The organism is Anaerobacillus alkalilacustris (assembly GCF_001866005.1).
Lineage (GTDB): Bacteria > Bacillota > Bacilli > Bacillales > Anaerobacillaceae > Anaerobacillus > Anaerobacillus alkalilacustris.
In genome coordinates this window covers 1-22,453 of the sequence record NZ_MLQR01000001.1, presented here as the reverse complement: position 1 = coordinate 22,453, position 22,453 = coordinate 1, and the positions used below count along the sequence as shown (strand labels likewise).

Sequence of the window (22,453 nt, the reverse complement as noted above, 5' to 3'; positions counted from 1 at the left end):
TCTATTAAAATATAAAATTAAAAGTTGTGTTATAAAAAATAGATTTATCATTTTATCAAATGAATAAGTTTCACTCTTTCATGTGTGATAAGAAAAGGGCAAGCGCCTTGGTCACGAGCAACTGCTCCTGTCCACTCCGTTCACTCATAAGCAACGTAGCATGGAGCATCTTCAAGCAGTAATCCAAGAAGGCATTGAAGTCAGAAACTTGACTGAAGTGACCGATCTCGTAGACTGCTTGCGCTAGACAGATTTACACCTTCAGAAATTTTATTCTTTCTTACCTTGAAATAAGAATGTTTCACGTGAAACATTCTTATTATAATTTATCCTACTACCAGATAGGTTATCTCCTCTCAAAAACTTATTAAGGACGATTATGAAAAAACTAATTGAACTTCTACTTATTGTAAAGGTTGCTTGTTTGGCGTTCCTGGTTTCCTTGGATAATGCTTTGGTGTTGTCTTCCTTTTTTCTATAAAAACAAAGTGTCTAGTACTTTCTTCAAAAGGTAATAATAAACTTTCATTTGCGACAACTTCACCACCAAGTGTCGCAATTGCTTTCTTTGCATCTGTAATTTCATTAACTACTTCGGGTCCTTTCATCGCCAAAAAGGAACCACCAACTTTAGCTAACGGAAGACAAAGCTCTGCTAATACTGGCATTCTTGCCACTGCTCTGGCGATAACTAAATCATACTTTTCACGATGCTCTTTCTTTTTAGCAAATGTTTCAGCGCGATCATGGAAAAGCGAAACATCTGATAGACCTAAAGAATTAACTAAATGCTGTAAAAATGAAATCCGTTTATTTAAAGAGTCAACAATTGTTACCTTCAAATGCGGAAAACAAATCTTTATCGGAATACTTGGAAATCCAGCTCCTGCACCTACATCTACTAAATGAAAGGGTTTTGAAAAATCTTGATAAAACGCTGCACTAATCGAATCATAAAAATGTTTTAAATAAACCCCATCTTCGTCAGTAATTGCTGTTAAATTCATTTTATTATTCCATTCAACTAACTCTTGAAAATAAGTATTAAATTGCTCCATTTGTGTATCATTAAGAGAAATTCCCTTTTCCTCAAGCATGGAATGAAATTGTACTTTATTCATGGGCACCACTTTCTTTCGTTCTTTGTAATTTCCCTTGTTCTAAATAAATTAATAAAATAGAAATATCGGCCGGATTAACACCCGATACCCTTGAAGCTTGTCCTACTGATAAAGGTCTTACTTCACTTAGTTTTTGGCGAGCTTCTGTTGCAAGACCTGAAATAACATTATAATCGAGGTTTTCCGGTATTTTCTTATCATCCATTTTTTTCATTCGTTCAATTTGCTGTACTTGTTTTTCAATATATCCAGCATATTTTATTTGAATTTCAACTTGTTCCGCCACTTCAGGGGAAACCTCATGTTCACTTGGGAAGAGGTTTTCAATAAATGCATAAGTAATTTCAGGTCGCTTCAATAAAACAGACGCTTTAAAGCCATCTTGCAGCGGCGAAGAACCTATTTCAGTTAATGCATCTTGCACTTCCTTCGTTGGTTTAACCGTAATTTGATCAAGCCTTTCAATTTCCGATTTAATTTGTGCTTTTTTCTCAATAAAACGCTGGTATCTTTCTTCAGGTATAAGCCCTGCTTTATATCCAATTTCTGTGAGCCTTAAGTCTGCATTATCGTGACGTAAAACTAAACGATGCTCTGCTCTTGAAGTAAGAAGTCGATAAGGTTCATTTGTTCCTTTTGTAACTAGGTCATCTACTAAAACACCAATATAAGCTTCCGATCGATCTAAAATAATCGGTTCTCTTCCAGAGGATTTTAGTGCAGCATTCATTCCTGCAAACAAGCCTTGACCTGCAGCTTCCTCGTAGCCTGATGTCCCATTTATTTGTCCTGCAGTAAATAGGTTTTCTACTATCTTTGTTTCTAGCGTTGGCCAAAGTTGAGTAGGTACAACGGCATCATACTCAATTGCATAGCCAGGACGCATCATTTTTACATTTTCTAAACCTTTTAATGTTTTCAACATATCTAATTGTACTTCTTCTGGTAAACTTGTTGAAAAACCTTGAACGTATACTTCCGAAGTATTTCTTCCTTCAGGCTCAAGAAAAATCTGATGTCTCGGTTTATCACTGAAACGCACAATTTTATCTTCAATAGATGGACAGTATCTCGGACCCGTTCCTTCGATAACTCCAGAGTACATCGGTGAACGATGTAAATTTTGGTTAATGATTTCATGAGTTTTGTCAGTCGTATAAGTTAGCCAACATGGCAGTTGGTCTAAATGAAATTCCTTTGTTTCATATGAAAAAGCACGTGGAACGTCATCTCCAGGTTGAATCTCAGTTACACTATAGTCGATCGTATCTCCTTGTACTCGAGGTGGTGTCCCTGTTTTGAATCTTACTAAATTAAACCCATGCTCTTTCAAATCATAGGCTAAGTTTACAGATGGTTGTTGGTTATTCGGTCCACTTTCATAAGCTAAATCACCAAGAATGATTTTCCCACGTAAATACGTTCCTGTTGTAATTATGACTGCTTTCGCTTTATAAATTGCGCCTGTATTCGTAACTACTCCCCTACATACTCCATCCTCAACAATTAGTTTTTCAACCATACCTTGACGAAGTAGTAAGTTTTCTTGTTCTTCGATCGTTTTTTTCATTTCATGTTGATACAGAAACTTATCCGCTTGAGCGCGCAGCGCACGTACAGCTGGACCTTTCCCTGTATTTAACATTCTCATTTGAATATGGGTTTTATCAATATTTCTTCCCATTTCACCACCAAGGGCGTCTATTTCTCTTACAACTATCCCTTTTGCCGGACCACCAACAGATGGATTACATGGCATATAGGCAACTGCATCTAAATTTAACGTTAATATTAACGTATTAGCCCCCATTCTAGCCGCTGCAAGTCCTGCTTCAACGCCTGCATGGCCTGCACCAACGACTATGACATCAAACTCTCCCGCTTGATATTGCATGTTTTTTCCTCCTAATTTCACTTATAAAATGTAGTACTTTGCGTGCAGCTTTTATTTATATCGAAGGAGCTGTAAACCACCTTACAGCCAACAACAATTATTTCCCCAAGCAAAACTGTGCAAATAGCTGGTCAATTAGACTTTCAGAAACTGTATCGCCAATAATCTCTCCTAATATTTCCCACGTTCTTGTAATATCAATTTGAACCATATCAACCGGCACATCAGATTCAAGTGCAAAAATTGCATCTTCAATCGTTCGCTTCGCTTGATGTAAAAGTGCAATATGTCTTGAATTAGAAACGTACGTTAAATCTCCACCTTCAATGTTCCCTTGAAAGAATAACTTTGAAATTGCATCTTCTAATTCATCAATTCCTTGGTCTTCTACTAACGAGGTAGTAACAATAGGTCTTCCACTCGCTAACTCTTCAACTTTAGCCATATCAATTTTCTGAGGAATATCTGTCTTGTTAACAATAATAATCGAATCCATCCCTTCAACTATTTGAAACAAATTTTCATCTTCATTAGATAACGGTTCCCCAAAATTTAAAACAAGTAACACTAACTCAGCTTGCTTCACTACTTGCCTTGAACGTTCAACACCAATTTTTTCAACGATATCTTCAGTTTCTCTAATACCAGCTGTATCTAGCAAACGTAACGGAACACCCCTTACGTTTACATATTCCTCTATAACATCTCTTGTTGTTCCTGGAATATCTGTCACAATTGCCTTTGTTTCATGTACAAGACTGTTAAGTAATGAAGATTTACCTACATTAGGTCGACCAATAATAACTGTGGACAACCCTTCTCTTAATATCTTCCCTTGCTCAGCAGTACCTAATATTTTATCTATTTCACTACTTACGTATCGAGCTTTTTCTTTGAGAAGTTGATTTGTCATTTCTTCAGCATCATACTCAGGGTAATCAATATTTACCTCAACGTGCGCAACTGTTTCTAATAAGGCATTCCTTAACTTTTGGATTTTTGCCGAAAGACGTCCTTCAACTTGTCCGATAGCGACGTTCATTGCTTTATCTGTTTTCGCCCTGATTAAATCAATAACCCCTTCGGCTTGGGAAAGGTCAATTCTCCCATTTAAAAAGGCTCGCTTCGTGAACTCACCTGGTTCAGCTAGACGAGATCCACTCCGTAAAACTTGTTGAAGTACCCGATTAACTGAAACTAAGCCACCATGACAATTAATTTCGACAATATTTTCTCTCGTAAACGTTCGAGGTGCTTTTAATACGGTTACCATTACTTCATCAATGACTTGACCAGTGTTTTGATCAATAATGTGACCATAATGAATCGTATGACTTTCTACCTCACCTAAAGATTTTCTACCTTTATATATTTTATCAACGACTTTTATCGCATCTTCACCACTTATTCGAACAATAGCTATTGCTCCTTCACCCATTGCTGTTGATATAGCAGCAATTGTATCAAACTCCATCTTTGTCACCTCTTAGTAATACATTGAAACTATTATAGTTTATGTATTTTACGTCTCTAACTAAATAGAATACCACAGTATTTCTTCAATAAAAAGTTTTCCATTTTATCTAACTTCAACTATTGTCCCCGTTTTTTGCACTGATCAACCATAAAACATATCCACAACTAAGAATTCCCTTCTACCATTTTACCAAATAATCATCTTTTCCACATGTGAATAACTATTTTTCATTCACCTCATCATTAATTTTTCATGATGTGGATTACTTTTTGGTTTATTCTAAACATCATTGCTATTGAAACTACAAATTAAGACATTTCGACAAAGTTTTACAATAACACCTTCACCTACACGGTAGGAAAAAACACACTACCTCGAAATTCAAACGTAAAAAAGCCCATACTAGTGGATATCCACTAGTATGGGCTTTTTACACTCTTTTCTACTACATTTTAGCTGGAGCGACAACAATTCTACGGTTCGGCTCTACTCCCTCAGAATAAGTCTTCACACCTTTTATATCTTGAAGAGCTGTATGGATTATTTTTCTCTCCAATGCATTCATCGGTTCTAATATAACTTCTTTTCTTGTTCTAACTGCTTTATTTCCTAAGCGTTTCGCTAACTGCTCAAGTGATTCTTTTCTACGGTCACGATAATTTTCAGCATCTAACACAATTCGGAGATATTGTTCTGAGTATCGATTAGCTACGAGATTTACTAAGTATTGTAATGAATCAAGAGTTTGACCTCTCTTTCCAATTAACACACCAAGTCCCGCCCCTTTTAAGTCAAACAAAATTCCATCTTTTGTTTCACGTTGTTCTACTTCAATTGTCACGCCCATATTAGCTGTTACATCTTGAAGAAATTTAATCGCTTCCTCTGCTGCATCAGGTTTAATTTCCACTTCAACGACTGCTGGCTTTGTACCAATTAAACCTAGAAAACCTTTTTGAGGTTCTTCTAGAACTTGTATAGAGACTCTTTCTCTCGTTGTTTTTAATTGCGCAATTGCAGATTTGACAGCTTCATCAACAGTTTTACCGGAAACAGTTATTTTCTTCACTTTTTCTTCGCTCCCCCTGTTTTAGCCCCAGCAACTTTCCCTACATTAGGACCAGTAATAAAGTACGTTTGAACAATCATAAAGATGTTACCAACTACCCAGTAAAGCGCAAGCGCTGATGGGAAAAATGCGGCAAATGCAATAATCATAATCGGCATTATATATAGTAACGCTTTCATCTGTGGGTTATTTTCGATCATCATCATCTTTTGTTGGATAAACGTTGTCGCACCGGCAACTAACGGTAAAATATAAAATGGATCTGGTGCACCTAGGCTAAACCAAAGAAAACTATGCTCTGCAATCTCACCTGTACGAATAATTGCATGATAAAAAGCAAATAAAATTGGCATTTGAACAAAAATAGGTAAACATCCAGCTAGTGGATTTACATTGTGTTCTTGGAATAATTTCATTGTTTCTTGTTGTAGCTTTTGTTGTGTTTTTTGATCTTTCGCACTATATTTTTCTCTTAATTCTTTCATATGCGGCTGCAATGCTTGCATTGCTTTTGAACTCTTCGTTTGTTTAATCATTAATGGTAAAATTAATATACGAAGCAGTATTGTTACGATAATAATCGATAATCCATAGTCATTAAAGAATACTGCTACCTCTTTAATTAACCATGATAATGGATAAACAAAATAACTTTCCCAGATCCCAGTTTTATTCTCCGCTGTAATCGGCACCTCTAAATTTCCACATCCAACAGCTAATAGAACAAAACCTAGTAGTAATGCGGCTAAACCGAATTTTTTCTTCACTACAATTTCCTCCCTGAACTCCAACAAATTAAATATATTTATATAAAACAGCCAAAGTAAATATAGCGTGCTTCACCAAAAAGTTTCATAAGTTAAAGATACCTAAAATCTACCAATGAAACAAGCCTATTTATTGTTACTTTGACCCATTTCAATTATTTATCTTTTTTATCAGGTACTGGATCAATTCCACCTGGATGAAAAGGATGACATTTACTAATACGCTTTATAGTTAGCCAACAGCCTTTGAATGGACCAAAACGTTTGATAGCTTCTAATCCATAGTGAGAACATGTTGGATAAAACCGACACGTCGGCTGAGTGAATCTTGATATGTATCTTTGGTAAAATAATATCATCCCTATTAACATACCTTTGATCAACTTCAAAAATTTACTCACCCTTCTTTTTAAATGCATAGCCCCGGAAAAAGACATGCGATATACTCTTCTTCATTTCATGAAAATCCATTTCAACACAAGGCTTTCTAGCAATTAGCAAGTAATCACATGACTGTTTGAGGTCATTTGAAAGTTGGAAAACACTTTCCCTCATTAATCGTTTAATTCGATTTCTTGTTACTGCATTACCTAACTTTTTGCTAACAGACACTCCTAACCTTAAATGAGCTTGGTCCTTTTTTTCAAGTATATATAAAACAAATTGTCTATTGGCAACAGATTTTCCTTCTTTAAAAATTAGAGAAATTTCTTCATTTTTTTTAACACGATACTCTTTTTTCATCCATTATACCCCATCCAAATTTTCAATTCCCTTCTTTAATTAAGTAAAGAATTATTAGAACATCTATAGTTTCATCATTTCTAATACAGGGAATTCTAAACAATTTATAAGAAATTAAAGTATTATTGAGAAAAACTCGGCCTTTAGTCAAGTATTAACTAAACACCAAGCCTTTCTCAATATATGCCGCGTTATTTTCCACATTTATATTTAATTTTAATGTAAAAAGTGAAAAAAGACCACTGACAACCAGTGGCCTATGCAGACAATACTTTTCTTCCTTTGCGACGACGACGAGCTAAAACTTTACGGCCATTCGCAGTACTCATTCGCGCACGGAAACCGTGTACTTTTTTACGCTTACGGTTATTTGGTTGGAAAGTTGGTTTTCCCATTTATTACACCTCCCTCGAGGAATTACTCAGTATAAGACAGTCTTGTAAATTATAAGGACTATACCCCCTAATTGTCAAGTCCCCTTAAGATATAACACTACAATGTAAATTTTTCTATTTCCTAAATTGGTTCTAATACTTCTAATCGATCCAACAAAACATATCACCTATATAATATTCGACATAAACTATCACTCATTCAAAAAACATTAATTTATAATTACATTTCCACTTTTCAGTCTGTGGATATCTTTTATGACATTTTCTCCTCTTCTTCTCCACTTATCGACATAATTCACACAGCATCTTGTGTTGTGGAAAACTTTTAAACACAAGGGGTTGAGTATTGTGGATAAGTGTTTAAAAACCATTGCTTACTAAGGTTTTTTTTGATATTATAGTTATGTTTTCACTCGTGGATAAAAAAAATCATCGCAAAGTTTTCCACAGCCTGTGTATAAAGTTGTGGACACTTCTCTTTAGTTGTTAATTACTTGTCCACAGAGTTGTTTATATACTTGAATTCTACACTTTTCTACTATAATATATAAATTTCCACAATCAATGTTAATTAAATAATTATTCATTCGCATTCACTCGGGTTGTACATTTGTTATACAAGCCGAGTTTACTTAATTTTAAATTTGTTTCAATAATTTTTTTAGGTAAGGAGGGAGCCTGTTGCAAAATATTAACGACTTATGGAAGAAAGCTTTAGAAGCTATGGAAGAGAAAGTAAGTAAACCTAGCTTCGATACTTGGTTAAAAGCAACAAAAGCCGAAATAATTCAAAACGATACAATAACAATTACCGCTCCTAATGAATTTGCCAGAGATTGGTTAGAAAACCGTTATATTAATTTTATATCTGAAACATTACATGATCTTACTGGAGCTGAATTAAAAGTTAAAATTGTCATACCCAAAAATATTGAAAATGATGATGAAATAGTTGAAAGTGTAGCAAAAGTTCCAGATAGTATCATATCCAATAATGAAGAAATACCAAAAAATATGTTAAATCCGAAGTATACATTTAATACTTTCGTTATTGGTGCGGGAAATCGTTTTGCTCATGCAGCATCTTTAGCTGTTGCTGAAGCCCCGGCTAAAGCTTACAATCCTCTATTTATTTACGGTGGCGTTGGTTTAGGAAAAACACATCTTATGCATGCAATTGGGCATTATGTAATTGAGCACAACCCAAATGCTAAAGTTGTCTATTTATCTTCAGAAAAATTTACAAATGAGTTTATTAATTCAATACGTGACAATCGTGCAGTCAATTTTCGAAATAAATATCGAAATGTCGACGTTCTTTTAATAGATGATATTCAATTTCTTGCCGGAAAAGAACAAACACAAGAAGAATTTTTCCATACTTTTAATGCTTTGCATGATGACAGTAAGCAAATTGTTATCTCTAGTGACCGACCACCAAAAGAAATTCCGACATTAGAGGATCGCTTACGGTCTCGGTTTGAATGGGGCTTAATTACTGATATTACTCCACCAGATTTAGAAACTAGAATTGCTATTTTACGAAAAAAAGCAAAAGCTGAAAACCTAGATATTCCTAACGAAGTGATGTTATATATTGCAAATCAAATCGACACAAATATTAGAGAGTTAGAAGGAGCACTTATACGAGTCGTTGCTTATTCTTCCTTAATTAATCAAGATATGAATGCCGATTTAGCTGCTGTAGCACTTAAAGACATCGTCCCTAATTCAAAACCAAAAGTAATAACAATTAGTGATATCCAGCGTGTAGTCGGAGAGCATTATAATATTAAGTTAGATGATTTCAAAGCGAAAAAAAGAACGAAAAATGTAGCATTTCCAAGGCAGATCGCTATGTATTTATCTCGAGAGATGACAGAGTTCTCACTACCTAAAATCGGAAGTGAATTTGGCGGACGAGATCATACAACCGTAATTCATGCACATGAAAAAATCTCAAAGATGTTGGGCACTGATCATGAATTACAAAAACAACTTGAAGAAATTAAGGAACAATTAAAAATTTAATACGAAAAAGCTTAGGGGATATTGTTGATAACTAGCTCAGGGTTTTACACAAGTTATCAACATGTGTAAAACGTCTAAAATTCGACAAATTTCAAGGTTATCCACATATTAACAGGCCCTATTACTATTACTACTATTTTTTTATTAAATAAAAATAATATATATGTCTATATAAAATGACTTCGTTTTAATCTAAGAAAAGAAAACAGCACACATTAAAAGGGTGACATTCAGGAGGGTGTATAATGCATTTCGTCATTAACCGAGATTATTTTGTTCATAGCGTTCAGCATGTTTCAAAAGCAATCTCGTCAAGAACAACAATTCCAATCTTAACAGGGATAAAAATTGTTGCAGATCATGAAGGGGTAACAATAACAGGAAGTGATTCGGATATATCAATTGAATGTTTTATACCAATTGAAGAGGAAGAAAAACAATTAGTTCAAATTATTCAAGAGGGAAGCATTGTTCTTCAAGCAAAAGTATTCACTGAAATTGTAAAAAAGCTCCCAAATGATAAAATTGAATTAGTCGTACAGGATCAATTTTCTACTACTTTACGATCTGGCTCATCGGTTTTTAATTTAAATGGACTTGATCCAGAAGAGTACCCACGTCTACCACAGATTGAAGAGGAAAATATTTTTCAAATACAAAATGACTTATTAAAAAATCTAATTAGACAAACTGTCTTTGCTGTGTCGTCTGCAGAAACTCGACCAATCTTGACAGGTGTAAACTGGCAAGTCGAAGAAAATCATTTAATCTGTACTGCAACAGATAGTCATCGCTTAGCTATGAGGAAGGCGATAATTGAACCGGCTTCAAATGAATTAAACTTTCAAAATGTAGTTATACCTGGTAAAAGTTTGAACGAGCTAAGTAAAATCATTGAAGATAATAATGACCTCTTAACGATTATTGTTACGGAAAACCAAATTTTGTTTAAATTTAAAAATTTGTTGTTTTTCTCAAGATTGTTAGATGGAAATTATCCAGCTACCAAGAATATGATCCCTCAACAGTCTAAAACTGAGATCATTTTAGAGACGAAAGGTTTTCAACAAGCAATCGAAAGAGCCCTTCTATTATCAAGAGATGGGAAGAATAATGTTGTGAATTTTAAAACGTTAGAAGATGAACAGATTGAAATTACTTCGGTAACCCCTGAAATTGGAAGAGTTACTGAAAAAGTAAATACTAAACAATTAAGTGGCGAGGAACTAAGAATATCGTTTAATGGCAAAAATATTATCGATGCGTTAAAAATTGTGGATAGTAGTGAAATTAAAATATCTTTTACCGGAGCAATGAGTCCGTTTTTAGTAAAACCAGTTGATAATGAAAATTCCTTACATCTATTTTCACCAGTACGAACTTATTAGAAAAAATGCTACCCATTGTTTTAACATCAACAGGGTAGCATTTTTTTACGGTTGTCTTTTTTACACTAGTTTGAATTGTTTTCACGCGGTGAGTTTAGTACAATATAAGTTAGGGTATAAATTTTCAAATTGGTAAAAGGTAAGTTTTTGGACTATAACTTCATTACTTTTCCAATTTCATTTTTTATAATTTTCGTTATTTCCAAAGATACTAAATTTAAGAAAAAGCATTAGTGTTTTTCCTATAAATGGAAAGAGGGTGGTTTGTTTGGAAACAAACGTTTATATATCGTCAGAATTTATCACATTAGGACAAATGTTGAAAGAAACAGGTATTATTGATACTGGTGGCATGGCTAAGTGGTTTTTAAGTGAGCATGAAGTATTTTTAAATAACGAGCTTGAAAACAGAAGAGGAAAAAAACTTTACAATGATGACATCATTACGATTCCAGCTCACGGTACTTTTCGAATTGTTTCATCCTAAAGCGAGGGAAATTCTTTGCATATAAATGAATTAACGTTAACTAATTACCGAAATTATCAAAAAGAGCAAATTAATTTTGAAAATAATGTAAATGTAATACTCGGTGAAAATGCTCAAGGTAAAACAAATGTTATGGAATCTATTTACGTTCTTGGTTTAGCGAAGTCGCATCGCACTTCACGAGATAAAGAACTTATCTATTGGGACTCAGAATATGCTAAAATAGAAGGTAGAATAGTCAAACGTACTGGCCCTTTATCTTTAGAAGTTATTATTTCCAATAAAGGGAAAAAAGTAAAGTTAAATAGTTTAGAACAACGAAAGTTAAGTGAATATATTGGTTCACTTAATATTGTTATGTTTGCACCTGAGGATTTAAATCTCGTAAAAGGAAGTCCTCAGGTGCGGCGTCGTTTTATAGATATGGAAATAGGTCAAATAAACCCTGTATATTTATATAATTTAGGTTTATATCTGAAAATACTCCAACAAAGAAATCATTTGTTAAAAGAATTACAAAGGAAAAAATCAGATAATGGATTACTAGATATTTTAACTGAGCAACTAATTCAAAGTGCGTCTAAAGTTGTTAAAAAGCGCTTTGAATTTCTTGGCATGCTAGAAAAGTGGGCCAAACCTATTCATCAAGATATAAGCAGAAATTTAGAAAACCTAGTTATTCAATATAAACCGTCAATAAAGGTATCAGAAACGGCAGAATTGTCGAAAATAGAAGAGGTATTGGAAGAACAATTTGCCAAGGTGAAAGATAAAGAAATTGAACGAGGCATTTCGTTAATCGGACCACATCGAGACGATATTGCATTTTTTGTTAATGATAGAGATGTTCAAACATATGGTTCGCAAGGACAACAGCGTACAACGGCTCTTTCTGTAAAAATGGCAGAATTAGAATTAATCTATGAAAAAATTGATGAATATCCAATTTTGTTACTAGACGATGTACTTTCAGAATTAGACGATTATCGTCAATCGCACTTATTGAACACTATTCAAGGTAAGGTACAAACATTTGTTACAACAACTAGTGTCGATGGGATTGACCATCAAACATTAAAAGAAGCATCCACATATGTAGTTCAAAATGGAAACATCGAAAAGATGAAATGAGGTGGTTAGGTGTTTATTCACTTAGGTGGAGAAACTGTTATTCGCTCTAAGGATGTTATTGCAATTTTAGATCGTCAAGTTAAAGAAACATCAGAAACTACTGAAGAATTTTTAAGTAATTGTATTGAGGCCGAGAAAGTGGAAGAAATATTAAAGGATATGACCAAGTCTATTGTAATTACAACTGATAAAATCTTTCTTTCCCCTATTTCTTCTACGACCTTAAAACGAAGAGCGCTTTTTGTTTCAGATATTGAAGAAGTTTAAAAATGTAGAATGTAAAAGAATTAGAGTTCTAGGGAGTTTTTTTCTCTCGATTAATTTATTTGTTTTATTCTACATTCAAATTTAGAAGTAGGTGAAGAAATTGACAATTGAACAACAATCGCAAAGCTATGATGAAAGTCAAATTCAAGTATTAGAAGGATTAGAAGCAGTACGAAAGCGTCCGGGAATGTACATTGGATCTACGAGTAGTCGTGGCCTTCATCATTTAGTCTGGGAAATTGTAGACAATAGTATAGACGAAGCTTTGGCTGGTCATTGTGATACAATCTCAGTCACGATTGAAGAAGATAACAGCATTACTGTTGTCGATAATGGGCGAGGAATTCCAGTTGGTATTCATGAAAAAATGGGCCGTCCTGCAGTTGAAGTTATTATGACCGTTCTTCACGCAGGTGGAAAATTCGGCGGTGGTGGTTATAAAGTATCTGGTGGACTTCATGGTGTAGGTGCATCGGTTGTAAATGCATTGTCTAGTATTTTGGAAGTAGAAGTTCACAGGGACGGTAACGTATACTACCAGAAGTATCAGCGAGGTGTTCCAGATGCTGACCTTGCCCAAGTCGGGAATACAGAAAAGCGCGGAACGAAAATACATTTTGTCCCAGATACTGAAATTTTTACAGAAACAACTGTATATGAATTTGATATATTAGCCACTCGTTTAAGAGAATTAGCCTTTTTAAATCGAGGCTTAAAAATCATTATTGAAGATAAAAGGGAAGGTGGTAAACAAAAAGAATACCACTATGAAGGTGGTATTGCTTCGTTTGTTGAGCATTTGAATAGAACTCGTGAAGTTTTACACGAACCACCGATTTTTCTCGAAGCTGAAAAAGATGGGATTGCTGTTGAAATTGCCATTCAATATAACGATAGCTATACAAGTAATATATATTCTTTTGCTAATAACATTAATACACACGAGGGTGGAACTCATGAATCAGGGTTTAAAACAGGGTTAACCCGTGTCATTAATGATTACGCAAGAAAACATAATTTATTTAAGGATAATGATGCGAATTTAACTGGAGATGACGTCCGTGAAGGTTTAACGGCAATTATTTCTGTGAAAATATCAGAACCGCAATTCGAAGGTCAAACAAAAACAAAGTTAGGAAATAGTGAAGCTAGAACTATTACAGACTCTGTTTTTAGTGAATGTTTTGCTAAGTTTTTAGCTGAAAATCCTTCAGTAGCTAAGAAAATAGTTGAAAAAGGTACGATGGCAGCTAGAGCTAGAGAAGCAGCGAAGAAAGCTAGAGAATTAACGAGAAGAAAAAGTGCTTTAGAAGTAAGTTCTCTACCAGGTAAGCTAGCAGATTGTTCATCAAAGGATGCGACAATTAGTGAAATTTATATCGTTGAGGGTGACTCAGCCGGTGGTTCTGCCAAGCAGGGGCGTGATCGTCATTTCCAAGCAATTTTACCTTTACGTGGTAAGATTATTAATGTCGAAAAAGCCCGTTTGGATAAAATCTTATCGAATAATGAAATAAGAGCGATTATTACTGCTTTAGGAACTGGAATAGGTGAAGATTTTGATATTTCAAAAGCTCGTTACCACAAAGTTTTTATTATGACCGATGCAGACGTTGACGGAGCGCATATACGAACGCTTCTTCTCACATTCTTTTATCGCTATATGAAACCATTAATTGAAAGTGGATATATATATATTGCTCAACCACCATTATATAAAATCCAACAAGGGAAACGTATTGAGTATGCCTATAATGAAAAAGAATTAAATATTATTATGGGTGAACTATCAGAAACACCAAAACCTGGTGTGCAACGGTACAAAGGTTTGGGAGAAATGAATCCAACTCAGTTATGGGAAACGACAATGGATCCTAGTGTAAGAACAGTCCTTCAAGTTACGCTTGAAGATGCAATAAAAGCAGATGAAACGTTTGAAACGCTTATGGGGGATAAGGTTGAACCTCGTCGTGATTTCATTCAAGAAAATGCTATTTATGTAAAGAATTTAGATATCTAATACTAATTAGAATGTAAGAGTTTTTGTTTGATTTTTTTCAAGGTAAGAAAGTATACAATTTCTAACTTAGAAACTGTCTAGCGCAAGCAGGCTACGAGCTCGGTCACTTCAGTCAAGCTACTGACTTCAATAACTACTTGAATAACGTCTCTGAATAGCTTCATTGCTGTCAGACGCAGAAGCACATAGATTGCGGTCAAAGAGCAGACCGCAACTTGCTGGCCTTCCAGTGCCTTTCGCTCGTGACCAAGGCGCTTGCGCTTTTCTAATGTATAAAATGGACAACTACTTTTATGTTTTCAAAGATTGTTTTATTCCATCCAATGAGACACTATCTTTGTTATTTATGATTATATTTTAACAACCATATAAATGTAATGTGGTACTTCGTTGGATAAAGGGAATTGGAGGTAAGACTCGATGTCAGATCAACCTAGAGTAAAAGAAATAAATATTAGTCAGGAAATGAAAACGTCGTTCATGGATTATGCAATGAGTGTAATCGTAAGCCGTGCTTTACCTGATGTAAGAGATGGTTTAAAACCGGTACACAGAAGGATTTTATATGCCATGAACGATTTAGGTATGACATCCGATAAAGCGTATAAAAAATCAGCTCGTATCGTTGGTGAAGTAATTGGTAAGTATCATCCGCATGGTGACTCTGCAGTTTATGAAACGATGGTTAGGATGGCACAAGACTTTAGTTACCGCTATATGTTGATTGATGGACATGGTAACTTTGGATCGATTGATGGTGATGCAGCGGCTGCAATGCGTTACACAGAAGCGAGAATGTCAAAGATTTCAATGGAAATGGTACGTGACATTAATAAAGACACGATTGATTTTCAAGATAATTACGACGGCTCAGAACGTGAACCAATCGTATTACCTGCACGCTTCCCTAACCTTTTAGTTAATGGTGCATCAGGGATCGCAGTCGGAATGGCAACAAATATTCCGCCGCATCAGTTAGGTGAAGTCATTGATGGGGTGCTTGCTGTTAGTCGCAATCCAGAAATAACATTACCAGAATTAATGGAAGTTATTCCTGGTCCGGATTTCCCAACTGGTGCCGAAATTGTTGGTATTTCTGGTATTCGACGTGCTTATCAAACTGGTAGAGGTTCAATCGTATTGAGAGCAAAAGCTTCTATCGAAGAGATGAGTGGCGGCAAACAAAGAATTATTGTCTCCGAGATACCCTACCAAGTAAACAAAGCAAAACTTATTGAAAAAATTGCAGAGTTAGTTCGTGAAAAGAAAATTGACGGTATTACTGATTTACGCGACGAAAGTGACCGTAATGGTATGCGAATTGTTATTGAGTTACGTCGAGATGTCAATGCCAATGTTCTTCTAAATAACTTGTATAAGCAAACTGCTATGCAGACAAGCTTCGGTATTAATTTACTTGCACTTGTAGACGGACAACCAAAAGTTTTAAACTTAAAAGAATGTTTAGAACATTATTTAGAACATCAAAAGGTTGTTATTAAACGTCGTACAGCCTTTGAATTGAGGAAAGCGGAAGCAAGAGCTCATATTCTCGAAGGCTTACGGATTGCCCTTGATCATCTTGATGAAGTGATTGCGTTAATCCGTAGCTCTCAAACAACTGATATTGCAAGAGTTGGCTTAATGGAACAGTTTTCTTTAAGTTATGAGCAAGCACAAGCGATTTTAGACATGCGTCTGCAACGTCTTACTGGTTTAGAGAGAGATAAAATTGAAAACGAATATGCAGAATTAGTTAAGAGGATTGCTGAATTAAAAGCAATTTTAGCGGATGAAGAAAAAGTACTAGAAATCATTCGTGAAGAACTGAATGAAATCAAAGATAGGTTTAATGACGAGAGAAAAACGATCATTTCTATTGATGAAGATAGTTTTGAAGATGAGGATTTAATTCCAAGATCAAATATCGTTATTACTCTTACTCACAATGGGTACATTAAGAGATTACCGATTACGACATACCGTAGTCAAAAGCGTGGTGGTCGTGGTATCCAGGGGATGGGAACAAATGATGATGATTTTGTAGAACACTTATTTACAACTAATACACACCACACGATATTATTTTTCACGAATAAAGGTAAAGTGTACCGACTAAAAGGTTATGAAATACCAGAGTTAGGTAGAACTGCTAAGGGTATTCCGATTATTAACTTATTACAAATTGAACAAGGTGAGTACATTAGTACGGTTATACCAATTGAAGAATTTAACGAGAATTACTTATTCTTCATGACTAAACATGGTATAACAAAGCGTACGGAGCTAGCTTCATTTGCTAACATACGTAAAGGTGGACTTTTTGCGATTAACTTACGTGATGATGATGAATTACACGGTGTTCGCTTAACTGATGGTAATAAGGAGATTATTATCGGAACTAAAAAAGGAATGTCAATACGTTTCCACGAAGAAGATGTCCGATTAATGGGTAGAACTGCTGGTGGTGTTAAAGGGATTTCTTTACCGGAGGATGACCAAGTAGTAGGGATGGATATAATTGAAAAAGGTTATGACGTATTGACTGTTACCGAAAAAGGGTATGGCAAGAAAACACCAGAAGAGGACTACCGTATCCAGAACCGTGGTGGTAAAGGAATTAGAACTTGTAATATTACTGAAAAAAATGGTAATGTAGTTTCATTGCGTGTCGTAGCTGATGATAATGATTTAATGATCATTACTGTAAGTGGGGTTATCATTCGTCTCCATGTTGAAGATATTTCAAGAACAGGTAGAAATACGCAAGGTGTTCGATTGATTCGAGTTGGCGAAGGTGAAGGTGTAGCAACCGTTGCTAAAGTTGATATCGATGAAGAATCTATGGAAACCGAAATGCTAGAAGAGGAAAATACAGAAGTAGAAAATACAGAAGTAGAAAATAGTGAAGATTAAGCTATAACCATATACTTTAAAGACTTACCTACACGAATTGTGAGGTAAGTCTTTTTTTAAAGTATCAGAATTTATAAGTTTCTAACTTGGAAACTGTCTAGCTTCAGCGCCTACGAGCTCGGTCACTTCAGTCAAGTTACTGACTTCAATGTCTTCTTGGATTACTTCTTGAATATGCTTCATGCTACTTTGCTTCGAGGAAGCCTACTTCAAAGCTATGCTAGAAGACGCAGAAGCACGTAGGAAGCCAAAGAACGGCTTCTGTCAAAGGCCTTCCAGTGCCTTTCGCTCGTGACCAAGGCGCTTGCGCTTTTCTTGAAGAATATTGAATAATATAATTCGTCATTTTGGCTCTAAAAATATTATATATAGCTACACTGAACTGTTTTGAACGGGATATAGATTTATGCAGTTCAGTATTGATCATTATGAAATTTATTCAGATATGCTTATAATTTTCGGTATGGAAACTAATCTAATACTTTAGGGCCTCTGAACTCAAATCAGTTAATCTCTAGGCTTGAAATAATCATGTACTATAACTCAAGTGTTTTCTTTGTAATTTGTACGTTGTTGTATATCTGCTTCATAGCTTTATTAGTATCCGCAGAGGTACAATTAACTTTTACGCTGATCAGCGAGAGTACTTGCGCTTTATAAATAACACTTACAAGTGGTAAAAAAGTTTTTCTTAATAGAGTAGTAGTGAAACTATTTATAATTCGTTATAATATAAAAAATACAGGAAAAATTTATCAGTTTCTGGAGGAAGTGTAAATGAAGGTCAAACCAAATCAGTTGGAGTTAGGTTGCATACTATCCAAAGATGTATTTACTATATCGGATCGAGTACTAATGCGTAAAAAAACAGTATTAACAGAAGATTATATTCATGTTTTAAAGGCATTTTTAGTCGATGCGGTAGAAGTTGAAGCTACACTTGTTAACGGTCAACCTTTTACACCTAAAGAAGTTATCGAGCCTGAAATTGAAGACACCGAGAAAAGTGGTAATAAATCATTTATCGATCTCTATTTAGAAGCTGTTTCAACCTATACAGATATGTTTAAGAGTTGGCAAGCTGGAAGTAAAGTCGATATTTTAGGTATTCGTCAGATTCTTCTACCTCTACTAGATAAATTAGGAGAACAACCGAACGAGTTAATATCAATACACCACTACGCAGCGAAAGAAGCATATATTTTTCATCATGCAGTTACTCTAGGGTTACTTTCCTCGTATCTAGGAAAAAAATTAAATTATTCAAAGGCAGAGCAAATACAACTAGGTATTGCTGGCATGATGTCTGATAGTGGTATGGCTAAAATACCATACCGCATATTAGAGAAGAAAGGTCCCTTGACTGCATTAGAATATGATGAAATAAAAAAACATCCATTGTATAGTTACCAGATGATTAAAGATGTACCTGGTATAACTGAAGCTGTCTTACTTGGCATTCTTCAACATCATGAACGCGAAGATAGTACAGGTTATCCTATGAAACTACCATCTACCAAACTTCATAGATTTAGTAGAATAATTGCTGTTATAGATATTTTCCATGCGATGACTTCAGAGAGGCCTTATAAAGCAAAACAATCACCATACCGAGTTATCGAATTAATTATTAAAGATAACTTCGGAAAGTATGACCTTAATGTTGTAAGGGTATTATGTAATTTAATAGCAAATTTTATCATTGGAGATAAGGTAAGATTAAATAACAATGATATAGCTGAAGTTATTTTTATTGAACCACATGCTCCAACTCGCCCTATGGTTAAAGTTGAAGACACAGGTGAAATTATTAAACTAGCGAACAGGAGTGATTTGTACCTCGAAGAAGTAATTGTATGATAAATGATTTCGATCCTTGATTATTATTATTTTAGATTCGAACAAAAAGATATTGCATTACAATTTATACTGTGATAAAGTATTCTTTATGTCCAACCGAACAAACAAACAAATAATAAATTTTAAATAAGAAAATGTTGACTAAGTTGATTGTTAGTGATATATTATTAAAGTCGCTTCTTGATAAATTAACACGAAATGAAAAGTTGTTGACAAAACGTTCTGTTGATGGTAAAGTTAAGATCTTGTCTCAAGGCGAGGTTGAACAACACATCAGAAATTGTTCTTTGAAAACTGAACACACAGCCAAGCGAATTAAAGAGATAGTAAATATCTCGTCAATGAATTTTTATTTTTGAGCTTTATCAAACACTTTTATGGAGAGTTTGATCCTGGCTCAGGACGAACGCTGGCGGCGTGCCTAATACATGCAAGTCGAGCGAATGGATGGGAGCTTGCTCCCTGAAATTAGCGGCGGACGGGTGAGTAACACGTGGGCAACCTGCCCTGTAGACTGGGATAACTTATTGCTAGTAATCGCGGATCAGCATGCCGCGGTGAATACGTTCCCGGGCCTTGTACACACCGCCCGTCACACCACGAGAGTTTGTAACACCCGAAGTCGGTGGGGTAACCTTTTGGAGCCAGCCGCCTAAGGTGGGACAGATGATTGGGGTGAAGTCGTAACAAGGTAGCCGTATCGGAAGGTGCGGCTGGATCACCTCCTTTCTATGGAGTTAAAACTCTAGTCGATGCTTTTCTTAGGGAAAAGTACCGCTTGTGCATTTGTGTTCAGTTTTGGAAGAATGATCTTCCAAATTATATAGTTTGCTGATTTGAATTCAGACCGTGCGTCTGCGTCTACAAGTGTCGCTTCGAAGTGAACTTCCTCGACGCAAAGCAGCATGAAGCTAATTCACAGTTGCATCTCATGATGTAATTGAGGTCAGTAGCTTTTTTGAGAGAATAATCTCTCTTAATAAGTAATTAAGACAATTTAGAAGCAAGAAGTTCGAGGAAGTGACTGAGGAAATCACCGGAGTGTGCTTAGGGGCACATGAGGATGATTAACGAAGGAACTGACGAAGAAATTCGACGCTTATCAATTGCCAAAAGGTAAATACGAAGTTTATCATTTGCCGACTCGTTCTTTGAAAACTAGATAACAACTAATACATTTAAGTTTTACCGGAAGTCATTATGACTTTGAGTAAATCTTGAGTAGTCAAGAATTCAATTCGACGAACTTCTATATTTTTTACACTATGTAAAGATGTAGAGGCGAATTAGAAGCGAGAAGATCGAGGAAGTGAAGGGCCGAGGAACGGAACGTATGTTCAACGATACGTGAGTACCGCAGGCACAAAACTGACGAAGAGATTTGAAGCTTATCATTCGCCGACAGGTTAAGTTATGAAGGGCGCACGGTGAATGCCTTGGCACTAGGAGCCGACGAAGGACGCGACGAACAGCGATATGCCTCGGGGAGTTGTAAGTAAACTTTGATCCGGGGATTTCCGAATGGGGGAACCCACCATCCGTAATGGGATGGTATCCATATCTGAATACATAGGGTATGAGAAGGCAGACCTGGGGAACTGAAACATCTAAGTACCCAGAGGAAGAGAAAGAAATATTCGATTACCTGAGTAGCGGCGAGCGAAAAGCCGGAAGCCGGAATTGCTAGTAATCGCGGATCAGCATGCCGCGGTGAATACGTTCCCGGGCCTTGTACACACCGCCCGTCACACCACGAGAGTTTGTAACACCCGAAGTCGGTGGGGTAACCTTTTGGAGCCAGCCGCCTAAGGTGGGACAGATGATTGGGGTGAAGTCGTAACAAGGTAGCCGTATCGGAAGGTGCGGCTGGATCACCTCCTTTCTATGGAGTTAAAACTCTAGTCGATGCTTTTCTTTAGAGAAAAGTACGCTGACGCTGTGTTTCAGTTTTGAAAGAATGATCTTTCAATAATTAAATTTATAAATGTTATTAAGGATGAGACAGTGATCCTTCTTTTTATGTGCATTTTTGTGGGCCTATAGCTCAGCTGGTTAGAGCGCACGCCTGATAAGCGTGAGGTCGGTGGTTCGAGTCCACTTAGGCCCACCAGATTTGTAAGAGATTGGGGCCTTAGCTCAGCTGGGAGAGCGCCTGCCTTGCACGCAGGAGGTCAGCGGTTCGATCCCGCTAGGCTCCACCAAAAAAGTCATTGACATCATTGATTAAATGGTGTTATATTTATCAAGTCGCCTTTTTTAGTGCGAAATTGTTCTTTGAAAACTAGATAACAACTAATACATTTAAGTTTTACCGGAAGTCATTATGACTTTGAGTAAATCTTGAGTAGTCAAGAATTCAATTCGACGAAAAATCCTTTTGAAAAAACAGGTATTTTTTTGAGAGAAGCGAGTAGTTCGAGGAAGCAACTGAGAAAATCACCGGAGTGTGCTTAAAGGCACATGAGGATGATTACCGAAGGGAGCTGACGAAGAAATGCGAAGCTTATCGCAAAAAAAATAGGTTAAGTTAGAAAGGGCGCACGGTGAATGCCTTGGCACTAGGAGCCGACGAAGGACGCGACGAACAGCGATATGCCTCGGGGAGTTGTAAGTAAACTTTGATCCGGGGATTTCCGAATGGGGGAACCCACTATCCGTAATGGGATGGTATCCATATCTGAATACATAGGGTATGAGAAGGCAGACCTGGGGAACTGAAACATCTAAGTACCCAGAGGAAGAGAAAGAAATATTCGATTACCTGAGTAGCGGCGAGCGAAACGGTAACAGCCCAAACCAAGGGGCTTGCCCCTTGGGGTTGTAGGACACTCTATACGGAGTTACAAAGAAACGAAGTAGACGAAGCGATCTGGAAAGGTCCGCGAA

16 protein-coding genes, 2 tRNA genes, 1 rRNA gene and 1 other annotated feature are annotated in these 22,453 nt (G+C 36.0%); of the genes, 11 read left to right on the top strand and 8 right to left on the bottom strand.

Annotated features, from left to right (window positions below; translation table 11 throughout):
* Positions 1-404 precede the first annotated feature (404 nt).
* From rsmG to rpmH, 8 genes are all read right to left on the bottom strand, one after another.
* Positions 405-1,121 carry a 16S rRNA (guanine(527)-N(7))-methyltransferase RsmG gene (rsmG, locus tag BKP37_RS00095; protein WP_071307729.1) on the bottom strand — a complete coding sequence of 239 codons (717 nt, stop codon included), beginning with the start codon at positions 1,119-1,121 and terminating at the stop codon, positions 405-407.
* Positions 1,114-3,015: a tRNA uridine-5-carboxymethylaminomethyl(34) synthesis enzyme MnmG gene (gene mnmG / locus BKP37_RS00090; RefSeq protein ID WP_071307728.1), complete on the bottom strand. Its 1,902-nt coding sequence runs from the start codon at positions 3,013-3,015 to the stop codon at positions 1,114-1,116. Before mnmG ends, rsmG begins: the two co-directional genes overlap by 8 nt.
* Positions 3,016-3,112: 97 nt before the next feature.
* Positions 3,113-4,489 carry a tRNA uridine-5-carboxymethylaminomethyl(34) synthesis GTPase MnmE gene (gene mnmE, locus BKP37_RS00085; RefSeq protein WP_071307727.1) on the bottom strand — a complete coding sequence of 459 codons (1,377 nt, stop codon included), beginning with the start codon at positions 4,487-4,489 and terminating at the stop codon, positions 3,113-3,115.
* A gap of 448 nt (positions 4,490-4,937) precedes the next feature.
* Entirely contained in the window at positions 4,938-5,561 is a 624-nt protein-coding gene (jag, locus tag BKP37_RS00080; protein WP_071307726.1) for an RNA-binding cell elongation regulator Jag/EloR, read from the bottom strand.
* Positions 5,558-6,328: a YidC family membrane integrase SpoIIIJ gene (gene spoIIIJ, locus BKP37_RS00075; RefSeq protein WP_071307725.1), complete on the bottom strand. Its 771-nt coding sequence runs from the start codon at positions 6,326-6,328 to the stop codon at positions 5,558-5,560. The genes jag and spoIIIJ overlap by 4 nt, the downstream gene beginning before the upstream one ends.
* Before the next feature lie 155 nt (positions 6,329-6,483).
* On the bottom strand, positions 6,484-6,708 hold the full coding sequence (gene yidD / locus BKP37_RS00070) for a membrane protein insertion efficiency factor YidD (RefSeq protein ID WP_211271416.1): 225 nt from the start codon (positions 6,706-6,708) through the stop codon (positions 6,484-6,486).
* A 13-nt stretch (positions 6,709-6,721) separates the two neighbouring features.
* A complete protein-coding gene (gene rnpA / locus BKP37_RS00065) occupies positions 6,722-7,072 on the bottom strand; it encodes a ribonuclease P protein component (RefSeq protein ID WP_071307724.1) in 351 nt (116 codons plus the stop codon).
* Between the two features lie 257 nt (positions 7,073-7,329).
* On the bottom strand, positions 7,330-7,467 hold the full coding sequence (rpmH, locus tag BKP37_RS00060; protein ID WP_071307723.1) for a 50S ribosomal protein L34: 138 nt from the start codon (positions 7,465-7,467) through the stop codon (positions 7,330-7,332).
* Between the two features lie 681 nt (positions 7,468-8,148).
* Here rpmH and dnaA point away from each other — a divergent pair.
* From dnaA to BKP37_RS00005, 11 genes are all read left to right on the top strand, one after another.
* Complete coding sequence (gene dnaA, locus BKP37_RS00055) at positions 8,149-9,498, top strand: chromosomal replication initiator protein DnaA (RefSeq protein ID WP_071307722.1); 1,350 nt, start codon at positions 8,149-8,151, stop codon at positions 9,496-9,498.
* Between the two features lie 245 nt (positions 9,499-9,743).
* The gene (gene dnaN, locus BKP37_RS00050; protein ID WP_071307721.1) at positions 9,744-10,886 is read left to right on the top strand and encodes a DNA polymerase III subunit beta; all 1,143 of its coding nucleotides are present in this window, start codon (positions 9,744-9,746) and stop codon (positions 10,884-10,886) included.
* 268 nt (positions 10,887-11,154) lie between these two features.
* Positions 11,155-11,373, top strand: coding sequence for a S4 domain-containing protein YaaA (yaaA, locus tag BKP37_RS00045; protein ID WP_071307720.1), 219 nt, complete (start codon positions 11,155-11,157; stop codon positions 11,371-11,373).
* A 15-nt stretch (positions 11,374-11,388) separates the two neighbouring features.
* Complete coding sequence (recF, locus tag BKP37_RS00040; RefSeq protein WP_071307719.1) at positions 11,389-12,504, top strand: DNA replication/repair protein RecF; 1,116 nt, start codon at positions 11,389-11,391, stop codon at positions 12,502-12,504.
* A 9-nt stretch (positions 12,505-12,513) separates the two neighbouring features.
* Entirely contained in the window at positions 12,514-12,771 is a 258-nt protein-coding gene (gene remB / locus BKP37_RS00035) for an extracellular matrix regulator RemB (protein WP_071307718.1), read from the top strand.
* Positions 12,772-12,877: 106 nt separating this feature from the next.
* Complete coding sequence (gyrB, locus tag BKP37_RS00030; protein ID WP_071308366.1) at positions 12,878-14,791, top strand: DNA topoisomerase (ATP-hydrolyzing) subunit B; 1,914 nt, start codon at positions 12,878-12,880, stop codon at positions 14,789-14,791.
* A 420-nt stretch (positions 14,792-15,211) separates the two neighbouring features.
* Positions 15,212-17,707, top strand: a complete 2,496-nt coding sequence (gene gyrA / locus BKP37_RS00025) for a DNA gyrase subunit A (RefSeq protein ID WP_071307717.1) — start codon at positions 15,212-15,214, stop codon at positions 17,705-17,707.
* Between the two features lie 777 nt (positions 17,708-18,484).
* On the top strand, positions 18,485-19,567 hold the full coding sequence (locus tag BKP37_RS00020) for an HD-GYP domain-containing protein (protein WP_071307716.1): 1,083 nt from the start codon (positions 18,485-18,487) through the stop codon (positions 19,565-19,567).
* Positions 19,568-19,941: 374 nt separating this feature from the next.
* Positions 19,942-21,449: a sequence feature (mutual gap in cmsearch alignment for this rRNA model is longer than 100), on the top strand.
* 151 nt (positions 21,450-21,600) lie between these two features.
* Positions 21,601-21,677: transfer RNA gene (locus tag BKP37_RS00015), tRNA-Ile, on the top strand.
* A 15-nt stretch (positions 21,678-21,692) separates the two neighbouring features.
* Positions 21,693-21,768: transfer RNA gene (locus BKP37_RS00010), tRNA-Ala, on the top strand.
* A gap of 319 nt (positions 21,769-22,087) precedes the next feature.
* Positions 22,088-22,453: ribosomal RNA gene (locus BKP37_RS00005) — 23S ribosomal RNA — on the top strand; the annotation flags it as partial.

Bases quoted from the DNA above. Each gene is read 5' to 3' on its own strand.
- gyrA (WP_071307717.1), top strand. From the start codon at position 15,212: ATGTCAGATCAACCTAGAGTAAAAGAAATAAATATTAGTCAGGAAATG.
- dnaN (WP_071307721.1), top strand. From the start codon at position 9,744: ATGCATTTCGTCATTAACCGAGATTATTTTGTTCATAGCGTTCAGCAT.
- BKP37_RS00020 (WP_071307716.1), top strand. From the start codon at position 18,485: ATGAAGGTCAAACCAAATCAGTTGGAGTTAGGTTGCATACTATCCAAA.
- rnpA (WP_071307724.1), bottom strand. From the start codon at position 7,072: ATGAAAAAAGAGTATCGTGTTAAAAAAAATGAAGAAATTTCTCTAATT.
- mnmG (WP_071307728.1), bottom strand. From the start codon at position 3,015: ATGCAATATCAAGCGGGAGAGTTTGATGTCATAGTCGTTGGTGCAGGC.
- mnmE (WP_071307727.1), bottom strand. From the start codon at position 4,489: ATGGAGTTTGATACAATTGCTGCTATATCAACAGCAATGGGTGAAGGA.
- rpmH (WP_071307723.1), bottom strand. From the start codon at position 7,467: ATGGGAAAACCAACTTTCCAACCAAATAACCGTAAGCGTAAAAAAGTA.
- rsmG (WP_071307729.1), bottom strand. From the start codon at position 1,121: ATGAATAAAGTACAATTTCATTCCATGCTTGAGGAAAAGGGAATTTCT.